We start from the raw sequence: 16,471 nt of genomic DNA on the forward strand, positions 1-16,471 counted from the left end.
TTATCTTTTGTTTTCGTCATTTTCTTCATCCTCGTCTCCTTCTTCATTTTCATTATCCCCGTCTTCATCTTCCTCTTCTTCGCCATCTTCATCATCCTCTTCATCTTCATCCTCATCGTCTTCTTCCTCGTCATCGTCTTCTTCTTCGTCCTCTTCATCCTCATCGTCTTCCTCCTCATCCTCTTCGCCTTCATTCTCTTCATCATCTTCCTCTTCCGCTGCATCTCCTTCGCCTTCCTTTTCTGCTGCTATATCTTCTTCAGCTGAAACTTCTGCTGCTGCCTCTTCAGCTTCTTCATTCTCCTCATCAGCAACCTGTTCTGTTTCTGCGTCCAGACTTTCCTCGTCCTGCGCCTCTTCTTCCACAACCTCTTCTGCCGTTTCTTCCAAAGAAGAAACCACACCGGGCGTTCCTTCTTCCGTTTCACCGGGCACATCAGCGATATGCTCTTCGGTCGGTTCGTCGTCCATCATGATGGTGGTGGTTTCCGTCAACTCTCCGTTTTCCGAGATCACCAGGTGGCCTTCTTCGTCGGTAATTTCTTCATCCACCCGCAGCGCTTCCGTATCACCTTCCAGCGACAGCTGCGTGGGCGGCACAAAATCCTCTTCGAACACTTCCTTCAGCTTAGGCAGGTCTTTCGGAGAATTGAGCCCGAAATAGTCCATAAAAGCTTTGGAAGTGGAATACAGCAGCGGCTTACCGGGCAGCTCCTCGCTGCGCCCGGAGATCACGATCAGCTCTTTTTCCAGCAGCTTGGTGATGGAATAATCCGTGCTCACGCCGCGGATATGTTCTATCTCCCCTTTGGAGATCGGTTGTTTGTAAGCAATGATGGCCAGGGTTTCCAGCGCGGCGGTAGAGAGCCTTTTCAGGAACTTCTCGCCATTCAGCTGCGCCACGGTCTGGTAATAATCCTTTTTGGTCAGGAACTGGTACCCGCCGCCGCTTTCGCGAACGCTGAAAGCGTAAAATTCTGAATTATACTTCTCCTGGATGGCTTCAATGGCAGCTTCCACCTGTTCCTGCGTGGCCCGGTCTTCCAGGAAGGCCAGGGCGTTGTTGAGCAGCTCCAGGATGTCCGTCACCGGCAGGGGCCGGTCTGCGGCAAAGATCAGTGCTTCTACATGCGGTATGAGCTGGGAAATTTCCATGGACGGTGGTTTGAAACAAAAATGTCAAAGGCCGAAAATAAGACCTTTGACATTCTTTCAGAAATATAAAAAATGTGCTGTTGATTATTTGTGAATAAGATCAACCCATCAGGGCCGCGGCGCCGCTCACGATCTCGGTCAGTTCCGTGGTGATCGCTGCCTGGCGGGCGCGGTTGTATTCGATCTTCAGGTTGCGCAGCAGTTCGCCGGCATTGTCTGTCGCCTTGTCCATCGCGGTCATGCGGGCGCCGTGCTCTGAAGCATGCGCGTCCAGCACTGCTTTGAAGAACTGTGTGTTCAATATTTTCGGCATCAGTTCGGCCACCAGGGTAGCTTTCTCAGGCTCGAATATGAAGTCGGCTTTCTGGCCTTTCCCGTCTTTATTTTCCACCTTCGCGATAGGCAGGAACTGTTCTGCCTTGAAACGCTGGGTAGCGGCGTTCTTGAACTCACTGTAGATGATCTCCACCGCGTCGTATTCGCCTTTGATGAAACCTTCCATGGCTACGGAAGCCGCAGCTTTCACGTTCTCAAAAGTGAGCTGGGTGAACAGGCTCCAATAGCTGTCGTTTACCTTATAGCCGTTCTTGGAAAAATGCTCGAAAGCTTTTTTACCGATGGGAAGGATTTCCACATTGCCTTTGGCGAACTGCTCGGCGTACTTTTCGCGGATGGTCTGTTTGGCCAGCTTGATGATGTTGGAGTTATAAGCACCGCACAAACCGCGATCGGAGGTGATCGCCACGATCAGCACCTTCTCCACCTGGCGGTTGGCAGCCAGCGCCATGTCAAAATCACCCTCGGTATTGCTCACGATGTTTTGCAGCATTTCCTGCAACTTCTCAGCATACGGGCGCATTTGTACAATGGCATCCTGGGCACGGCGCAGCTTGGCAGCACTTACCATTTTCATGGCCTTGGTGATCTGCTGGGTGGACTGGATGGATTTAATACGGTTACGAACTTCTTTAAGCTGTCCAGACATATATATTAAAAGATTTATATAAAGAGGTGTTATCCCCCCTATTTTTGGCTGCAAAGGTAAGTAAAGGAGTGATATTCCGGAATAGCCTCCGGGATATTTTCTCCTGATTCTGGTCAGGTTCCCATGCTAAACAGCTGTAAAGGGCCTTGGATGAATAGAATAATCGTATTATCTTGGAATCGGCCTATGCTAAAATGGCAAAAACCTGTATTATTTAAACAGGTTTAGCCAGGGAATATTTTTCTTGCAATCGGTTGCAAATATTGATGATATTTTTCTATCTTGTTGGCCGCCTGAGCGCATCTTACTGGTGCATAACGCTTAGTGCAGCGCCGCCCGGGCAGGGCGTTTTACCATCGGTCAACTAAAAACAAAACTGAAAAGCAGCAGGTGCAAAGCCCGGATTGCAAACAGCGGCTTTACTGGTACACAAATCTATTTCCATGAAAAAGTATATCCTTCTCGGATGCGGCCTGCTCTGGCTTACTGCCGCTTCCGCTCAGGGCGGCAAATGGCAGAACCTCTTCAACGGCAAAGACCTGAAAGGCTGGAAACAGCTGAACGGGAAAGCTATCTATTCAGTTAAGAACGGCGAGATCGTGGGCACCACTGTTTTGTCTGAACCCAACTCTTTCCTGGCAACCGAAAAAAATTACGGGGATTTTATTTTTGAAGTAGAATATAAGCTGGACAAGGATTTCAATTCCGGCATCCAGTTCCGCAGCCAAAGCAATCCCGAGTACCAGAACGGCCGTGTATATGGCTACCAGATGGAAGTAGACCCTTCTCCCCGCCGCTGGAGCGGCGGCGTGTACGAGGAAGGCCGCCGCGGCTGGCTCTACCCGCTTGACCTGAATCCGGGTGCGCAGAACGCTTACAAACCTAATACCTGGAACAAATACCGCATCGAATGCCGCGGCACCGAGATCCGCACTTATATCAACGGCAAAGCTGCAGCCCATGTGATAGACGCAGAGCTGCCTTCAGGCTTCATTGCCCTGCAGGTGCACGGCATCGGTAAAAAACAGGAAGACGCCGGCAAGAATATCCGCTGGAGGAACATCCGCATCATCGAAAACCCGGCGCCTTCGCAATATTCTCCTTACGATACGGTGTACGTGGTAAACAACATTCCCAACACCCTGTCTGAACAGGAAAAACGCCAGGGCATCCGCCTCCTCTGGGACGGCAGCACTACCAAAGGCTGGCGCGGGGCTTACAAACAAGCCTTCCCTGAAAAAGGCTGGAACATCAGCGACGGCACCCTCAACGTAGAACCCTCCACCGGCGGCGAAAGCACCAATGGCGGCGATATTGTAACGGATGAAGAGTTTTCCGCCTTTGACCTGGAATTTGATTTCAGGCTGACCGAAGGCGCCAACAGCGGCGTGAAATATTTCGTGACCGAATCCGAAGGCAACAAAGGCTCCGCCATTGGCCTGGAATTCCAGGTGCTGGACGATGAGAAACATCCGGACGCCAAGCTGGGCGCAGCCGGCAACCGTAAGATCGGTTCACTGTACGACCTCATTCCGGCCTACAAATTGTACGCTTCTCACAAGAAAGTGGGCGAATGGAACCATGGCCGTATTGTAGTATACCCTGACAACCGTGTGGAGCACTGGATGAACGGGCATAAAGTAGTGAGCTACGTGCGCGGCGACAATATCTTTAAAGCCCTCGTGGCGCGCAGCAAATACGAGAAGTATCCCAATTTCGGCATGGCTGAAAAAGGACATATCCTGCTGCAGGACCATGGCGACGCCGTGAGCTACCGCAGCATCAAAATAAAGATTTTGAAGTAGTCAGCGACTATTTCATTGTTCACTGTTTTTCAATCGACATCCCGACTCTTCGGGATGTCTTTTTTTATGGTATTCTCACTAATTTTATAAGTAAATCATTAGTATGATCGACAAACTCCGCAGCATATGCAGCCGGTTCCCGGGCGTTACGGAAGACATTAAATGGGGCGCAGACCTTTGTTTTTGCGTGGGCCCGAAAATGTTCTGCGTAGTAGGCATAGAGGCGCCGCATAACTTCTCCTTCAAATGCTCGGAGGAAAATTTTGAAACGCTGACGGAGCGGGACGGCATCATCCCGGCGCCCTATATGGCAAAACACCTGTGGGTGGCCGTACGCAAGCCTTCTGCATTAAAAAAAGATGAACTGGCGCAGCTGCTGGAAGAATCTTATACCCTGGTGAGAAGCAAGCTGCCGAAGAAAGTGCAGGAAAAATTGGGACAGTTATAACAAAAGAAAGAGAGGCCGCGGCCCCTCTTTCTTTTGTTTATTTCATCAGTGTGATCTTCCTGATACAATGGTTGGTAAGGTCCGCCACATAGATCGTCCCTTCTCCATCCACGCATACATCTGTAGGCCCGTTCAACTGGGCCGCCGCCCCGGGGCCATCCGCATATCCTTTCACGGTGCCGGCTACGGTACTCACCATACCTGCTGTACTGATCCTGCGTATTTTATTGTTGTTCAGATCGGCGATAAGGATGTTCCCGTTCTTGTCGCCTGAAATACCGTATGGGTCTGCAAAGCGTGAGTCTGCCGCATCGCCGTCGCGGTAGCCGGTGGTACCGTCTCCCGCAATGACGGTTACCGCGCCGGCAGGCGTTACTTTGCGGATGCGGTGGTTCAGCCTGTCTGCCACGATAATATTCCCATCTTTATCCACATCCAGGCCGCTGGGATTTTTGAATTGCGCCGCGGCGCCCGTACCATCGGCAAAACCTGCAGTGCCGCTACCGGCGAGAGTTGTAACAGTACCATCCGCAGCTATTTTACGGATACGGTGGTTCAGGTTATCCGCCACATACACATTGCCCGCGCCATCTGCCGCCACATCCAGCGGCTGGTTGAATTTCGCGGCAGCGCCCTGCCCGTCTGCATAACCAGCTCCATTGCCGCCTGCGAGCGTGCTTACTTCACCCTGCGGCGTGATCTTGCGGATGGCATGGTTATCCCTGTCTGCCACATAAATATTCCCCGCCGCATCCGTTGTAGCTTTCCAGGGCAGTTTGAAGCGCGCTGCGGCGCCCGTGCCTTCCATATACCCGCCGGCTGTATTACCCGCCACCAGAGATACCTGGCCGGCGGTCATGAGGCGGATAAGGTTGTTGCCCCTGTCTGTTACGATCAGGCGGCCGTTCACATCCACGGCCACCCCTTCAGGATTACGGAAAAGCGCGGTGGCGATAGGGCCGTTTGTTGCGCCGGGAGTAGTGCTGCCGGAAAAAGTTTCAACGATATACTCTTCCATCGCCGGAACATAAGCATACACGGGGCCTTCAACCTTATTGCCGCCCACAGTCACGGAAACGGGACCGGTAGCGCCGGAAGCCGGGCTTACCACCTGGAGCTGGCCGGCGGAAGCTTCTATCACGACAGCATCCGAGCCGTTGAACTGCACTTTATTTTCCCCGCGCACATAACTGAAATTCTTTCCTTTCAGCGTTACGATAATACCCGCCGTGCCTGAGGATGGCCAGATGGCGGTGATCACCGGGGAAGAAGGCGCCTGTTTATCATCGTCCTTATTGCAGCCAATGCCCATGCATAACGCCAGCAATAAACATCCCGTTATAATTTGTTTCATGATATAGTTCTGTTGCGTTGAGGATTATTGTTGCATGACCATCCAGGCGTTACCCACGGCCCTGTTGGTGCCGTCGCTGGGGCGGTTGCGCACCTGCCATACGTCTGCCAGCGGATGTTTGATCATAAAAGTACTGGAACCGCCGCCGTCTACGTTGATCGCGATGATGGAACCGCAGGCTTTCAGCATCTGGCCCAGCTTGGTGATGGTGATGCCGTTGGAATAATAGAAGCTGCGCCCGTCCACCACAATGAAGTACAGCTTGCCGGAAGCGTTCATGCCAATACCGGTGCGCGGTTCAACGGTGATGTCTGTCTGTGACAATACCTGGTTGTCTTTTACCAGCAACTGCCCGCCTCCCAATGCATCCTGCAGCTCGTCCTGCTTTGCGGTGAAGTCGTTGCGGTCGCCAAGGAACACTTCGCCGTTCTTGAGCACGGCCATAAAAGTGGCGCTGCGGGCATTGGCCCAGGTGGTTTTGATCACTTTACCGTCTTTTACGAATATGCCGCGGGGTTCGCCTGTAGAGGTGTTGAAGAAATCCGCGTTCACGGCAGCCATTACTTTCGAGCTGGCTGTTTGTGTGTACTTCGCGATATCGGGCACCGTTTGCATTGCGTAGGCCGTAGCATTGTAAGGCGTACCGGCTTTGAGTTTCAGGCCGGGATGTTTCGTGTCCACTTCCAGGATGAATACGCGCATGGAATAACCTTCGGTGCTCAGGTAATGGATGTCTGTTTCCACGATACCGGGACTTACTTCGAAAAGCGTGTCGGAAAATACCTGCGCCACCACGCCCGCACTGTCCACGATCTTTTTGGTGAGCGGGCTTTCGATGGTCACCGGGGCCTGGGCCACGCTGTCTTTCTCGCAGCTCACGCTGATAGCTGCGAACAACAGCAGAACGGGAATGAGTTTCAATTTATTCAACATAAGAACTGAATTCAGTAATTAATAATTTTTGTTTTGTTCGAGCAGATTGTTCAGCGCCAGTTCGTTCATCGGTATGGGGAATTTCACTTCGCGTTCCGCAATGCCGAGGTCTTGCACGGCGCGGCCCAGCCGCACGAGATCGTACCAGCGGAAACCTTCGCCGAGAAATTCCTTTCTTCTCTCCAGCAGTACGGCATCTATATAAGCCTCATCCGTAGCGGGTTGTATGGGATCGAGACCACGGAACGCACGCAGTTCGTTCAGCCTGTCCAACCCGCCGCTGCGGCCATGCGCTTCGGCGCTGATGAGGTACATCTCCGCCAGGCGCACCACCACGATCGGGTCTGTACCGGATTGCCCGCTGGGGTATTTGTTGATCACGCGCAGCCCCTGGAATGTTTCGACAGACATGGCCGTGCGCTTGTCCCCTGCGGTGAACATGTCCATCACTTCCTGCGTGGGCCGGTATACGTAGCTGCCTTTCACGGTGTGGGCATAGGTGTAAAAAAGCGTGCTCACGCGGATGGATGATTCAATAGTGAGGTTCTTGAAGGAAAAAATCTCTTCAGTGTTTTGCGTGGCGCGGAATATTTTTTCGAAAGCGTCGAGGGCGAAGAGGCCGCTTCCAATCACTTCTTCCGCCAGCCGGCCTGCTTCCGGCATTTTGTTCTGCGCCAGCTTTACCCTGGCCATCAGGGCTTTCGCCGCGATGTTGGATACCTGGTAATATTGACCGGTCGCATAGGCGGGCGCCTGCGCTATTGCCTGTTCCAGCTCTTCTTCGATGAATGCCCAGGTTTCCGCTTCGGTGTTGCGTTTTACTTTGGCGGTGGTGTTCTTGCGCAGCACCGGTACGCCGCCCCAGCGGGTGGCAAGGTTGTAGTAGAGATAGCCGCGGAAGAAATGCGCGATACCGGCTATTTCTCTTTTCCTTTCCGTATCGGGCATGTTGTTCAGCGTTTCCAGCAGGTTGTTCACCTGGAAAAGCGCGGAATAATAACCGTTCCAGGCGGCAGACATCAGGCCGTTTTCCGGCCGCAGCACGTTGGTGATAAAGGTATTCAGCCCTCCGTCGCTGGTAGCGCCTGCGTTGATCAGGTTGCCGCCGGTAATGTCGAAGGAAATGTAAGATTCAGCGCCCGGGGCATTTTGCATGCGGTTGTAGATCCCGGTCAGGAAAGCTTCCACGTCGGCTTCAGACAAGGTGTTGGTGGCCACGGCGGAATGCGATTTCACATCCAGCATTTTGCTGCAGGAAGACAGCGAAACACTTGCGGCCAGTATGAAGAGCATCAGGGTTCGTTTCATCCGTATATTTTTTCTCATGCTTCGTTTCATAACAATATTTTGCATCGGTTAGAAATTCAGGTTTATACCGAGGTTGAAGCCGCGCGGCTGCGGCAATACAAGATTGTCTTCGCCGATAAAACGGGGATCGAGGTTGGAAGACACTTCCGGGTCGAGGCCGGAGTATTTGGTCCAGAGCCAGAGGTTATCCGCCTGGGCATACACGCGCAAACGCTTGATGTGCGCACGTTGCAGCAATGACCTTGGCAATTCATACCCCAGCGACACCGTGCGCAGGCGCAGGAAAGAACCGTCTTCCATCCAGCGGGATGAATTGTAGAGATTGTAAGCCAGGTTGTATATCGCGCGCGGTGTGGTATTGCTGGTGCCGGGCCCTGTCCACCTGTCTTCCGCCACCCTGGCCACATTGTTCACCGCGTTCTGCCCCAGCCTTTCGATCGTAACGCGGGAAGAAGCGTACACTTGCTGGCCTACAGAATAATTGAAGAAAACGGTGAGGTCGAAGTTGCGCCAGCGGAATGTGTTGTTCCAGCCGCCGAAATAATCAGGATTGGAGCTGCCCACGATCTGGCGGTCGTTGATATCGATATTACCGTCGCCGTTCACATCTTCGTAATGCACGTCCCCGGCCCTCACGCCAATAGCTTTCAGCGGCTCGGGTACGTCCTTGTCGTCCTGGAAAATACCGATCATTTTATACACCCATATGCTGCCGATGTCGTAACCTACCTGCAATGCCCTGTTGCTGCCGATGGACAGCACGTCGCTATTGCCGATGAGCGAGGTGATACGGTTTCGGATAAACGAAATATTGAAATCGGACCTCCACTGTAACTCACCGAACTGGAAATCGGTGCCCAGCGCCACTTCAAGCCCGTTATTACGCATAGAGCCGATATTGCTGGTGAGGCTGGTGAAGCCGGATGTGGCGTACATGGGCATGTTGTACAGCAGGTTGGTCGTGTTCTTCACGAAGTAATCCACCGTCAGGTTCAACCTGTTTTTCATCAGCGAGAGATCGACACCGGCGTCGAACTGGTTGGCTTTTTCCCAGGTAAGATCATTGTTGCCGAAACCGGTAATGCCAATGCCGCTCTTGCCGTCGTAGTTATAACCGCCGCCGGTGAGGGATTGGTAGGCATAATTGCTTACGCCTTCCTGGTTGCCGGTAGATCCGTAGCTGGCGCGCACTTTAAGGTCTGAGCCGCTGAAGGTCCAGAAAGGTTCTTTAGAAACCTGCCAGCCTGCGGACACAGACGGGAAATACCCGTACCGGTTATCCGGCGAAAAGCGGGAAGAGCCGTCTGTACGGATAGAAGCGCCCAACAGGTATTTTTCTTTCCAGGCCACGTTCGCACGGCCGAAATAGGATTCCATGGCGTTGCCGTAGAGGTTAGTGTTTGCATTCGTGATCACGGAAGCCGCTGCCAGCACATCGAATGAAGGCGCGGGGAAACCGTTGCCGTCTATACCGCTGGTGGAGGTCATCACGCGCTGGAAGGAATGCCCGCCCAACAGGTCCAGCTTCACTTCGCCGAATTGTTTGTTGTACGTAAGCGTATTTTCCACCAGGATGTTCGTCATCCACCTGCGCTCGTCTATCAGCCTGCCATTGCCGGTGCCGTAGGGATGCGCCTGGTTGTAGTACACGTAATCGTGCGTCAGCCCGAGGTCTGTGCCGAAGGAAGTTTTATAGGCCAGTGAGGGAGAAAAGCGTATCTCCGCGAAAGCGTTGCCCAGCATGCGGTAGCTCTTCAGCGAGGCTACTTCTTCTTTTAATATTTGAAGGGGATTGTGATACACGAGATCGGGCGTGCCGCCCACGTAATAGCTGCCATCCGGTTTGTAAGGCCGGTCGAAGGGACGGTGCGGAAGGCTCCTGCTCATTACGGAAGACCCGAGGTTGGAGCCGGGCACCCGGTTGTTGTCCGAATAGCTGAAACTCAGGTTCACGCCGGTTTTCAACCAGCTGAGCGGTTCGGATACGAGGTTGATGCGGCCGGTGTATTTTTTCAGGTCGTTGTAGATCACGGTGCCTTGCTGGTTCAGTACGCCGCCGGAAATGTAGTAGGTGGTCTTCTCGTTGCCGCCTGATGCGGAGATATCCAGGTTCTGCGACCATGCTGTGCGCAGCACGAGCTTCATCCAGTCTGTTTCGGGCAGGCCGGGATAAGGATTATCTACCTGAGGGATGAACTTGCTGTTGCCGGGTTCATAACCATATTGCCGGTTGTAATTATCGATCGCTTCGTTGGCCACTTCAAGGTACAGTTTGGAATCGGCCATTTTTACTTTACGAAGATTAGGCACTTCCTGCATGCCGGCCCATGCGTTTACAGCCAGCTGGCCCGCGCCTTTGCGGCCGCTTTTGGTGGTGATGATCACGACGCCGTTGGTGGCACGGGAGCCGTAAATAGCGGCGGAAGATGCGTCTTTCAGCACTTCAATGGAAGCGATGTCTGCCGGGTTCAGCTGCGCCAGCGGGTTCATTTCGCCACCGAAATTGAAGATCGCCGCGTTGTGCGGGATGATGGGCACACCGTCTATCACGTACAGCGGTTCGTTGTTCGCGCTGAGCGAGCCGGTACCACGAACGCTTACACGCACCGCACTGCCGGGCATACCGGTGGATGAGGAGATGTTCACGCCCGGCATGCGGCCCTGCAACATCTGGTCCGGCCCCAATACAGGCCGTGCGTTCAGGTCGTCGGGCTTGAAGGTGCTGATGGAACCGGTAAGCTCGGTCTTCTTTTGTGTACCGTAGCCTACCACCACTACCTGCTGCATGTTGCGGCTTTCGCGCTGCAGCAATATTGTGAGGCTTTTGTCGTCTTTTACAGCTACAGTCTGCGTGGTGAAGCCGATGTAGGAAAACACCAGCACCGCCTGTTCGCTCACATTACTCAGCTGGAAACGGCCGTTGGCATCGGTAACAGTACCGCCTGCAGCGCCTTTCACGGAAACAGACACGCCGGGAAGAGCTTCCCTGTTCTCGTTATCCAGCACCACGCCGGAGACGGTGATGGCTTTCACTTGCTGCTCTGTTTTGTCTTCCGGCCTCATCAGTATCACCGTTTTGTCTACAATGCGATAGGTAAGCGGAAGGCCTTCCAGGCAACGGTCCATCACTTCCCGGATGGTGGCGTTGCGCAGCTGCAGGGTAATGCTGGCCTTTACGCGGGCCATATTCTCGTCCCGGAAAATGAACAGGTAATCGCTTTGCTGGCGGATGATCTTAAACACCGCTTCCAGTTTTGCATTGCTCACGGTCACATTCAGCGGCACATCCTGTACCCTGGCGAGGGCCGTGAAATGCAGCCCTGCCAGCAGCACGGTCAGCAGCAGGTGTTTCAGTGCAAGGAGCGCCTTGTTTCTGTAGTTCAACATGGGTATGTTTTTAAGTTCCATAAATTCTATAGGGCAATACACCGGCTTTACAGGCAGTAACCTGCCGGTTCAGATGATCGTGTAAAGCGTTTATTATTGACTGACTTTAACGGTCCTTCCCTCTACCGTAAAGTGTACATTGGCTGTCAGCTCGAGTATTTTCAACGCCTGCGACAGGTATTCCTGTTTGCGCATGGCGCCTGTTACATGAACTTTCCCGGTTACCTTATTGTCATACACCACATCCACATCGTACCATCGGCCGATCTCGCGCATCACGGCCGAGAGCTCGTCGTTGCGGAAATTGATGATGCCGTTCTTCCAGGCTGTGGCCCCTTCCGGATCGCCGTCTTCCATCGCCAGCGCATTGGATACGGGCGTGAAAGTGCTCTGCTGGCCCGGCTTCAGGGTCACCTGTTTGCCGGAAGATATTACCCGCACTGCGCCGGACGTAAGCGTGGTAGTAAATTCCCGCTCATCATGATACGCTTTGATGTTGAAGCTGGTACCAAGCACCTGTACTTTCATGCCGTTCATGGTCACATAAAAAGGCTTGAAAGCATCGGCGGCCACTTCAAAATAAGCTTCCCCTGAAAGTTTCACTTCCCTTTCCCCGCCGTTGAAGGCAACCGGGTATTCCAGGCTGCTGGCGGCATTCAGCCATATCTTAGTACCGTCCGACAATTGTACGCGGTATTGCCCGCCCCGGGGTGTGATCAGCGTGTTCCAGCTTAGGCCCGTGTTATTGGCTTCGTCGTAGATCAGCGATGCATCCTGCTTGCGGATGCTTGCGTTGTTGGCAACAGCGCCGTCAGCCGTTTGATCGAGCAGTACCGATCTGCCATTGCCCAATACCAGGCGCGCTTTGTTGCTGCCCGGCGCAATGTCGCCTTCGTGAAGACTGGCCGTTGCCGCAACTTTCGGAATCTTCTTTTCATCCTGCTGCCGGAAACTGAAGCGGGCGATGCCGCCTGCGAGGATGATGATACCTGCAACCACGGCAGCCGCGCGCCAGGGGAAACGGCGCATGGGCGTTATTTTCGTTGGCTGGGCAGGCTGCATCTGCGCATGAATGCGGCTGAGAATATTTTCCCGCACGGAAAGGTCAGGCACGGGAATATTCCTTTCATGGAACTGCGCCAGCAGCATTTCTTTCAGCTCCGTGCCAGGCGTATGTTCCAGGTAATGAAGCAGCCAGCGGCATTCTTCATCCGTCCATTCCTGTTTTGCCAGCAGTTCGGCAAGATATTGTTCAGGTTGCTTCAATCAGGTACCTTTTGTAATAAATACACCGGGTGATGTAAAAAGGGGGGTTGGGGTGAAATATTTTTTTCAGGAGAAATAGGCAAGGGTCAAAGGCGCTGCCACGGCGAGCGTCTGCCATTCGGGCTGCAGGCGGATATAATCGTGGATAAACCGGCTTGCTTTGGTGATGTGCTCTTTTACAGTATTGTGGGATATCTGGAGCTCTGTAGCGGCTTCTGCATAGGTTTTGCCCTGCATCTTGCAAAGCAGGAATACTTTTTTACGTTGCGGCGGCAATTGTTCTATTGCTTTTTCCAACACTTCCAGCTGCAGGCTGGTGTGGTTCCATTCTTCGGCGGCATATATATCAGACTGCTCTGCAAAGCCTTCCATCTGCAGCCTTTGGCGCAGCGCGGCGCGCAGGTGGTTCACAGAACGGTTGTAGCTCACCACGAACAGCCAGTTGCCCGGGGCAGTGCCGGCTTTCAGCGTATGCCGTTTTTCCCAGAAGCGGATGAACACTTCCTGCACAATATCCTGCGCAGCAACAGGTTCCCGCACCAGGCGGAGAATGTTGGCGTAAACAGAAGGGAAATACAGGCGGTAGAGGGCGTCAAATGCCGCAACGTTATCCTCCCTTAGTGCATCCACTAATAATATTTCTTCTGACTCCCTGGAAGACATGCTGATTCCTATGTTTAAACTGGTGACCTAAACGCGGGTGTTGGTTTCCGCGGAGGCAAATATTCAGCTTTTGGTTGAGCGGTTATGCCCGCGGGAGCCAATTTAATAATTAAATAATACAAAATGAAAAGGGCCGTGTTTAACGGCCCTTTTTCGTTAGACTTTAGGTTCCCAGCCCTTTTGGTAGGACCGTCCCCAAAGCTGAGCTGCTTCCTTGTTATGCAGAATATGACCGTTGGCAGGATCGATAGTGAGAATGGAGCCGCTGCGCTGGGAGATATTGCCCAGGTGGCAGAGCAGCACGCTTTTGGCGCCTTCTCCCACGCCATAGTTCAGCTTTGCGTTGCCGCGGATGGCTTCCATCCAGTTGCTGATGTGCACTGCGTCCAGGAATTCCCCTGCGGGACTTACCACGTTGGTCGCATCGCGGTTCTCGGTCTTGTTTTCTTTTACTTCTTTTACGACGTTGCCTTTCAGGTCAAAGATCTTGTAGTTGTCGCCGCCGTCGCAGTAAAGGGAGCCTTTTTCGCCGAAGATGGTGAACCCGCGGCCGGTGCCTTCCAGCTTGAAAGGATGTGAACTGCGGCCTTCCCAAACAATGGAGCGGTTGCCTTCGAACTCGAAAGTAATGGTTTGCGTATCGGGCGTTTCCCAGTCATCGCCGGAATAAGCCAGGCGGCCGCCCGCGGAGGTCACTTTGGTGGGATAATCCACACCCATAAACCAGCGCATGCAATCCACCTCGTGGGTGCCGTTGTTGCAGGCCTCGCCGGTGCCCCAAAGCCAACGCCAGTGCCAGTCGTAATGCACCACGTTATCTATAAAATCACGGCGTGGCGCAGGGCCCTGCCAAAGCTCCCAGTCAAGGTTCGACGGTACGGGCACTTTTTTGCCTACGCCTATCGGCTTGCGGTCGTTCACATACCAGCCCCTGGCGAAGTACACGCGGCCGAGTATCTTATCTTCCTGTATCTCTTTATAAGCCTGCTGCATATTAGGCCAGGAACGGCGCTGGTTGCCCATTTGCACCGTGCGTTTATATTTCGCCGCGGCTTCCACCACCAGCTCGCCTTCGCGGGGATTGTGGCCTACGGGTTTTTCAACGTACACGTGTTTCCCGGCGGCGCAGGCCATGATGGCGGCGGGCGCGTGCCAGTGGTCCGGCGCGGCGATCATCACCGCGTCCAGGTCTTTCCTTTCCAGCATTTTGCGTACATCTCTCAGCACTTCCGGCTTGCGGGACTGCTGGCTGACGGCTTTCAGGCCTTTTTCAGCGGCTTTGTCGTCCACATCGCAAATAAAGCCGATCTCGGCATTGGGCAGCTTGGAAGCCACTTTAGCCAGCCAGCTGCCGCGGGAGTTCACACCCATCATGCCTATCACCAGCTTGTTGCTGGGTGCGTTCTTGCCAAATACAGGGAAGTTCAGGACGGTGATCCCTGCCCCTACGCCGGCCATGGCGCCGGTCTTCAGAAAGTCTCTCCTTTTCATAATATAGTTTGATTTAGCCTTGCTTACCGTGCCTGCGTTAACGTGGCGGACAGGGTTGGGAAACCCTTGTCCCTTTTGATAGCAATCGGTTGCAATTAAATGTAAGGAAGAATAGGAAAATATTGTGAAAAAATAGATGAGCGGGAAAATGAATTATTGAATTTTTGGGCGGATGCACAGGTTAAAAGGGCCTAACCAATTCTGTTTTATTTAGATATGAGCCGATTAAATTTGCTGACCGGCTCATTTTTGGGGCAAACTTGAGCCGGTTAATTTATGGTCATTCGAAATGATCTCATCAGAACTTACCCTTCCAGCCCGATATGCTGCAGGATAATATCATGCACATCCACCGCGAGCACGTTTTCTTTTACGGCCTGCGTGGTGATCAGCACGGGATGGTCCTTCGCATCTTCGGCGAGCCTTCCGTGGGAGCCCTTTATCAGCGTGGCATCCAGGGGGATCACGTCCATCAGGTAGCGGAAGCCGAGTTTTTTCTTCAGCACTTTACCGATCACTTTCATTTTCACGAAAGGATCAGCGGGGTTGAGGAACATTTCCACTGGATCGTAACCCGGTTTGCGGTGAATATCCACAATACGCGCGAAATCCGGCGCTTTGGCGTCGTCTTCCCAGTAGTAATAGGTGAACCAGCTTTGCGCATCGGCCACCAGTACAAAATCGCCGCTGCGCTCGTGATGCAGATGATGGTCATGCTTGCCTTCCCGGTCCAGCACCATTTCCACGCCGGGAATGTTTTCCAGCAGCTCGCGCACCTGCTTCGCGCAACAGGGATCGTTGATGTAAACATGCGCCACCTGGTGATCTGCCACGGCAAACGCCCGGGAAGCGCCAGGGTCCAGCAGTTCAAGGCCTCTTTCGACCCTTACGCTGATCAGCCCTTTTTCACGCAGCAGCCTGTTGATATGAATGGGTTTGCTCACGTTCGTGATGCCGTATTCGGATAATATGATGATCTCGCTTTGCCGCTGCTCATAGTATTCCACCAGTTGCCGCACTACCTTATCGACCGCATTCAGCTCGGGCGCTATTTTCGTATAGTCATGGCCGAATTTCTGCAGGCAGTAGTCGAGGTGGGGAAGATAAATGAGCGTGAGATTGGGATCATGCCATTTGTCTGTAAGAATAGACGCATCGGCGATCCATTGTGTGCTTTTGATATTGGCGCCGGGGCCCCAGAACTGGAAGAGCGGGAACTGGCCCAGCTCCTGCTGCAAACGGTCGCGGAGCGAAGCAGGGTGAGAATAGCAGTCAGGCATCTTCCTGCCATCTGAAAGGTACTGCGGGCGCGGTGTAACGGAGAAGTCTGCACTGGAATACATATTGTACCACCAGAACATTTTTGAACAGGTGAAACCGGGATGCAGCTGGCGTGCGCGCTCCCAGACCTTTTCGCCGTAAACGAGCTTGTTGGATTGTTTCCAGAATTTGATCTCGGAATCTGTGTGGTCGTACCAACCATTGCCTACAATTCCATGTTCGCTGGGCCACTGGCCGGTGAGGTAAGTGGATTGCACGGCAGTGGTAACGGCGGGCAGCATTGGCGCAATAGCAGATGTGTGGTGCTTTTTAGCGTAAGCTGCCAGGAATGGCGTGTGTTCGCCGATCAGCGCAGCAGACAATCCTACTACATCTATTACCACGGTCTTTTTCAT

The 16,471-nt window shown here is 53.2% G+C and carries 12 protein-coding genes; 2 read left to right on the forward strand and 10 right to left on the reverse strand.

Features of this window, described 5'->3' with window-relative positions:
* Positions 1 to 1,155 carry an SMC-Scp complex subunit ScpB gene (gene scpB, locus R3I13_RS02340; RefSeq protein ID WP_346316306.1) on the reverse strand — a complete coding sequence of 385 codons (1,155 nt, stop codon included), beginning with the start codon at positions 1,153 to 1,155 and terminating at the stop codon, positions 1 to 3.
* Between the two features lie 100 nt (positions 1,156 to 1,255).
* Positions 1,256 to 2,140 (reverse strand): ATP synthase F1 subunit gamma, encoded by an 885-nt coding sequence (gene atpG / locus R3I13_RS02345; RefSeq protein WP_346316307.1) that lies wholly within the window; start codon positions 2,138 to 2,140, stop codon positions 1,256 to 1,258.
* A 443-nt stretch (positions 2,141 to 2,583) separates the two neighbouring features.
* Between atpG and R3I13_RS02350 the strand changes: the two genes are divergently transcribed.
* Positions 2,584 to 3,945, forward strand: a complete 1,362-nt coding sequence (locus tag R3I13_RS02350; RefSeq protein WP_346316308.1) for a DUF1080 domain-containing protein — start codon at positions 2,584 to 2,586, stop codon at positions 3,943 to 3,945.
* Positions 3,946 to 4,048: 103 nt separating this feature from the next.
* On the forward strand, positions 4,049 to 4,393 hold the full coding sequence (locus tag R3I13_RS02355) for an MmcQ/YjbR family DNA-binding protein (protein WP_346316309.1): 345 nt from the start codon (positions 4,049 to 4,051) through the stop codon (positions 4,391 to 4,393).
* Positions 4,394 to 4,430: 37 nt separating this feature from the next.
* On the opposite strand, the gene R3I13_RS02360 is transcribed toward R3I13_RS02355, so the two are convergent.
* The 8 genes from R3I13_RS02360 to R3I13_RS02395 form a co-directional block, all read right to left on the reverse strand.
* Complete coding sequence (locus tag R3I13_RS02360; RefSeq protein ID WP_346316310.1) at positions 4,431 to 5,747, reverse strand: IPT/TIG domain-containing protein; 1,317 nt, start codon at positions 5,745 to 5,747, stop codon at positions 4,431 to 4,433.
* A 24-nt stretch (positions 5,748 to 5,771) separates the two neighbouring features.
* Positions 5,772 to 6,680: a phosphodiester glycosidase family protein gene (locus tag R3I13_RS02365; RefSeq protein WP_346316311.1), complete on the reverse strand. Its 909-nt coding sequence runs from the start codon at positions 6,678 to 6,680 to the stop codon at positions 5,772 to 5,774.
* 18 nt (positions 6,681 to 6,698) lie between these two features.
* Entirely contained in the window at positions 6,699 to 7,988 is a 1,290-nt protein-coding gene (locus R3I13_RS02370) for a RagB/SusD family nutrient uptake outer membrane protein (RefSeq protein ID WP_346316312.1), read from the reverse strand.
* A gap of 48 nt (positions 7,989 to 8,036) precedes the next feature.
* Entirely contained in the window at positions 8,037 to 11,375 is a 3,339-nt protein-coding gene (locus tag R3I13_RS02375) for a TonB-dependent receptor (RefSeq protein WP_346316313.1), read from the reverse strand.
* A 93-nt stretch (positions 11,376 to 11,468) separates the two neighbouring features.
* A complete protein-coding gene (locus tag R3I13_RS02380) occupies positions 11,469 to 12,641 on the reverse strand; it encodes a FecR domain-containing protein (RefSeq protein WP_346316314.1) in 1,173 nt (390 codons plus the stop codon).
* 66 nt (positions 12,642 to 12,707) lie between these two features.
* The gene (locus tag R3I13_RS02385; RefSeq protein ID WP_346316315.1) at positions 12,708 to 13,304 is read right to left on the reverse strand and encodes a sigma-70 family RNA polymerase sigma factor; all 597 of its coding nucleotides are present in this window, start codon (positions 13,302 to 13,304) and stop codon (positions 12,708 to 12,710) included.
* 156 nt (positions 13,305 to 13,460) lie between these two features.
* Positions 13,461 to 14,795, reverse strand: coding sequence for a Gfo/Idh/MocA family oxidoreductase (locus R3I13_RS02390; RefSeq protein WP_346316316.1), 1,335 nt, complete (start codon positions 14,793 to 14,795; stop codon positions 13,461 to 13,463).
* 305 nt (positions 14,796 to 15,100) lie between these two features.
* Entirely contained in the window at positions 15,101 to 16,471 is a 1,371-nt protein-coding gene (locus R3I13_RS02395; RefSeq protein WP_346316317.1) for a nucleotide pyrophosphatase/phosphodiesterase family protein, read from the reverse strand.

This window comes from Chitinophaga sp. YIM B06452, assembly GCF_039655965.1.
In the GTDB taxonomy this organism is placed as follows: Bacteria; Bacteroidota; Bacteroidia; order Chitinophagales; family Chitinophagaceae; genus Chitinophaga.

Bases quoted from the DNA above. Each gene is read 5' to 3' on its own strand.
- R3I13_RS02390 (WP_346316316.1), bottom strand. From the start codon at position 14,795: ATGAAAAGGAGAGACTTTCTGAAGACCGGCGCCATGGCCGGCGTAGGG.
- R3I13_RS02355 (WP_346316309.1), top strand. From the start codon at position 4,049: ATGATCGACAAACTCCGCAGCATATGCAGCCGGTTCCCGGGCGTTACG.
- scpB (WP_346316306.1), bottom strand. From the start codon at position 1,155: ATGGAAATTTCCCAGCTCATACCGCATGTAGAAGCACTGATCTTTGCC.
- R3I13_RS02395 (WP_346316317.1), bottom strand. From the start codon at position 16,471: ATGAAAAAGACCGTGGTAATAGATGTAGTAGGATTGTCTGCTGCGCTG.
- R3I13_RS02350 (WP_346316308.1), top strand. From the start codon at position 2,584: ATGAAAAAGTATATCCTTCTCGGATGCGGCCTGCTCTGGCTTACTGCC.
- R3I13_RS02370 (WP_346316312.1), bottom strand. From the start codon at position 7,988: ATGAAACGAACCCTGATGCTCTTCATACTGGCCGCAAGTGTTTCGCTG.
- R3I13_RS02360 (WP_346316310.1), bottom strand. From the start codon at position 5,747: ATGAAACAAATTATAACGGGATGTTTATTGCTGGCGTTATGCATGGGC.
- R3I13_RS02365 (WP_346316311.1), bottom strand. From the start codon at position 6,680: ATGTTGAATAAATTGAAACTCATTCCCGTTCTGCTGTTGTTCGCAGCT.
- R3I13_RS02375 (WP_346316313.1), bottom strand. From the start codon at position 11,375: ATGTTGAACTACAGAAACAAGGCGCTCCTTGCACTGAAACACCTGCTG.
- R3I13_RS02385 (WP_346316315.1), bottom strand. From the start codon at position 13,304: ATGTCTTCCAGGGAGTCAGAAGAAATATTATTAGTGGATGCACTAAGG.
- atpG (WP_346316307.1), bottom strand. From the start codon at position 2,140: ATGTCTGGACAGCTTAAAGAAGTTCGTAACCGTATTAAATCCATCCAG.